Origin of the sequence: Citrobacter sp. Awk 2 (assembly GCF_028069815.1) — a bacterium.
Lineage (GTDB): Bacteria > Pseudomonadota > Gammaproteobacteria > Enterobacterales > Enterobacteriaceae > Citrobacter.
The window spans coordinates 1-396 of record NZ_JANEWL010000270.1 but is presented as its reverse complement, the minus strand read 5'-3'; the positions used below and the strand labels follow the sequence as shown (position 1 = coordinate 396).

General features: G+C 51.3%; 1 protein-coding gene. It reads right to left on the bottom strand.

Features of this window, described 5'->3' with window-relative positions:
• Positions 1-90: 90 nt before the first annotated feature.
• Positions 91-396, bottom strand: a 306-nt coding sequence (locus NNO02_RS23590; RefSeq protein WP_271455909.1) for a type VI secretion system baseplate subunit TssE, incomplete at its 5' end; no start/stop codon positions are given.

Here is a 396-nt window from a genome sequence, read left to right as displayed (position 1 = left end):
GCGTCTGTCTGGCCTGCAGTTTTTTCAGAAAGTGTGATTTTGCTGACATGATGTTATCTGGCCTTTCACGCTGGAGAGAAAAAAGAAGAGTCATATCCTGGAGGTATTCCCGAGATACTGCTGTTGCTTAAGATGTCGGAGCAAAACACGCCCTTCAGGCATAAACTCCGTACCATAACGCACCAGGCCAATACCGTTGAGTTCAGCATCAATAGCATAGAGAAGCTCTCCCGGAACAATCTGTTCGAGCAGTACCACCTTAATGCTTTTCAGGCGCGGTTCATATTTGAGCAGCACCGCCGACAGCACGCCCATCAGTTCATGGGCGGTACCGGGCATCCCCTGCAGGGTTTTGGTCATATCCGGCAAGCCATAGTCCGGCAGATGCGCCAGCGT